Raw genomic sequence first — 3,244 nt, 5'->3', positions numbered from 1 at the left:
AGTGCCGCGGTGACGCACCCGAGGCAAGCGCAGCGCCGCCGCGGCGGCCCGTCGGCCCCGAGGGCAGCGGGCAGGCCCCGCCAAGCCACGGTGTCCGTCTCGGACGGTCCCCTCCGGCTGCGCCTCGGCGTCGGACGGGTAGTCATGCTGGTCGCACTCGCCGTGGTCGCGCTGCAACTGCTGTGGGTGCAGAGCGTGGCGGCGCCGGGGCTGTCGGCGCAGGCGGCCAGCCAGCGCACCACCCATCAACCGGACCCGGCGATCCGCGGGCCGATCACCGACCGCAATGGGAAGTCGCTGGCGTTCACCGTCTCCGCGAAAGCCTTGACCTTCCAACCGGTCCGGGTTCGCCAGGAGTTGGCGGACGCCAAGGCGAAGAACGACAAGGCGCCCGATCCGGACGAGCGGTTGCGGGCCATCGCGCGCACCATCCACGAGAAGCTGGGCAAGGACGCGCCCGCGGAGGCGGATCTGCTGGCGAAGTTGCGCGGCGACGAGCAGTTCGTGTACTTGGCGCGCAATGTCGATCCGCGTGTCGCGGGTGAGATCACCGAGCAGTTCTCCCAAGTCGGCTCGGAGCAGCAGAGCATCCGGGTGTATCCCGGCGGCTCGCTGGCGGCGAACATCGTCGGCGCCACCGGCTGGGACGGCCACGGACAGGTCGGGTTGGAATCGTCGCTGGACTCGGCGCTGGCCGGTACCGACGGATCGCACACCTACGATCGCGGCTCCGACGGCGCGGTCATCCCCGGCAGCTGGCGGGACGAACAGCCCGCGGTCAACGGGTCCGCCGTCGAGCTGACCCTGGATTCGGACCTGCAGTACTACGTGCAGCAACAGGTCCAGCAGGCGAAGGACGTCTCCGGTGCGGGCTCCGCGTCGGCTGTCGTCCTGGACGCCAAGACCGGACAGGTCCTGGCGATGGCCAACGACAACACCTTCAACCCGGCGCTGGGACCGCAGAAGTGGGCGGGTGCCGATCTGAGCAATCCGTCCGTCACGGATGTGTTCGAACCGGGTTCGGTGAACAAGATCGTCACGGCGGCCGCGGCCATAGAGTACGGCTTGACCGAGCCCGACGAGGTCGTGCCGGTGCCCAGTGCGATCCAAATGGCGGGGGTCACGGTGAACGACGCGTGGTCGCACGACGTCGAGCCGTACACCACCACGGGGATCTTCGGCCGCTCCTCGAACGTGGGCACGCTCCTGCTGGCCCAGCGGGTGGGGGAGAACCGCTTCGCCGACATGGCGCACCGGTTCGGGCTCGGCCAGCGCACGGGCATCGGCCTGCCGGGAGAGAGCGCGGGACTGATGCCCGACCGCGACCAATGGTCCGGCGGCACGTTCGCGAATCTGCCCATCGGGCAAGGTCTTTCGATGACCACCTTGCAGATGGCCAGCATGTACCAGGCAATCGCCAATGACGGCGTCCGCATCCCGCCCCGCATCGTCCGCGCCCAGATCGCGCCGGACAGCACCCGCACCGAGGAGACCCAGCCGGACGGAGTGCGGGTGGTGAGCCCGCAGACCGCGGCCACGTTGCGGACGATGTTCCAGGCGGTCGTGCAGCGCGACCCGATGAACGCCAACCAGAACGGCACCGGATGGCCCGCGGCCATTGCGGGCTACCAGGTGGCAGGCAAGACCGGTACCGCGCAGAAGGTGGACCCGAACTGCCGGTGCTATTCCACGTCGTCGTTCTGGATCACGTTCGCGGGCATGGTTCCCGCGGACAATCCGCGCTACGTGATCGGGCTCATGCTGGACGCGCCGGTCCGCAGCTCGGACGGCAGCGGCAGCGTGTCGGTGGCGCCGCTGTTCCACAACATCGCCTCCTGGGCGCTGCAGCGGGACCGCGTTCCGCCCTCGCCGCAACCGTCCCGGCGATTCGTGCTGCAGGCGGGGTGATCCGACCGCTCCCGCGGCGTGCGGCCTGCGTGATCGGTAGGAAGGCATCAGCACTGTGCACAGGAAAACGGCAGGTGAGCGGCGTGTTCGAGACGCGGCGGGCGGCGGTGATCGGCCATGCCCGTCGCGCTCCGGCTCGGCGGCGTCCGACCGGCGCGTGGCGTGCTCCGGACCGGGGGTGCGAACCCGTAGGGTGCGGTGGGCGAGGTACCCGACCTTGCGGTGGGGCGCATGGTCCCGCTGTGACACGTCGCCGGTAACCTGACACGTCGATCGATGCCCCCGAAAGGAGCCTGGTTTCTGTGCAGTCCGGTCAACCGCGCGCATTGCGGCCAGAGCATTCGCCGTCGACGCCGCTGGCATCGCTGGCCGCCGCCATCGGAGCGGCGACGAGCCCAGGAACGGCTGCGCGCGGCGTCTCGGTCACCGGCGTCGAGCAGCGTTCCGATGCCGTGCTGCCCGGTGATCTGTTCGCCGCGCTGCCCGGCGCCCGCTCGCACGGCGCGCGTTTCGCGCGGGACGCCGTAGCGCGGGGTGCGGTCGCGGTGCTGACCGACGCGGCGGGCGCGGAGCTGGCGGGTCCCCTCGACGTGCCGGTCTTGATCCGGGAGAACCCGAGGGCGGTCCTCGGCGAGCTGTCCGCGGCGATCTACGGCAACCCGTCCGAGCGGCTGCGCATCGTCGGGATCACCGGCACCTCCGGCAAGACGACAACGTCCTATCTGGTCGAGGCGGGACTGGCCGCCGCGGGGTTGTCCACCGCGCTGATCGGCACCATCGAGACCAGGATCGGCGGCAGGCGGGTGCCGAGCGCACTGACCACCCCGGAGGCGCCTCAGTTGCACGCGATGTTCGCGCTCATGGTCGAGCAGGGCGTGGACGCGGTCGTGATGGAAGTTTCCAGCCACGCGCTGGCGCTGGGCCGGGTGGACGGGGTGCGGTTCGCGGTCGGCGCGTTCACCAATCTCTCGCAAGACCATCTGGATTTCCACGCCGACTTCGAGGACTACTTCGCCGCGAAACGCAAACTGTTCGAGCCGGATTCGCCTGTGGCGGCGCGCACCGCCGTGATCTGCGTGGACGACGAGTGGGGACGACGGCTGGCCGCCGGGCTGACGCGCCCGGTCACCGTGTCGACCACCCGTTCCGCCGCGTGGAGCGTCACCGGCGCGGTGTCGGCGCACGGCGGCGAACAGGACTTCATCGCGTCCGGTCCGCAGGGGGATGTCGCTGCGCGCCTGCGACTTCCAGGCCACTACAACGTCGCCAACGGCTTGCTCGCCCTTGCCGTGTGCGCGGCCGCGGGTGTCGAGCCGTCGGTCGCCGCGCCCGCGCT

The 3,244-nt window shown here is 70.6% G+C and carries 2 protein-coding genes; both read left to right on the top strand.

The features are described from left to right. Positions 1-9 precede the first annotated feature (9 nt). Positions 10-1,908: a peptidoglycan D,D-transpeptidase FtsI family protein gene (locus tag NA4_RS37710; protein WP_373862878.1), complete on the top strand. Its 1,899-nt coding sequence runs from the start codon at positions 10-12 to the stop codon at positions 1,906-1,908. A 302-nt stretch (positions 1,909-2,210) separates the two neighbouring features. Next, positions 2,211-3,244 (top strand): Mur ligase family protein (locus tag NA4_RS37705; protein ID WP_157129565.1); only part of this gene is annotated, 1,034 nt, incomplete at its 3' end.

Source organism: Nocardia amamiensis NBRC 102102 (assembly GCF_001612745.1).
GTDB classification, from domain to species: domain Bacteria; phylum Actinomycetota; class Actinomycetes; order Mycobacteriales; family Mycobacteriaceae; genus Nocardia; species Nocardia amamiensis.
The sequence above is the reverse complement of the archived record's forward strand: the minus strand, read 5'-3'. Positions and strand labels throughout refer to the sequence as shown.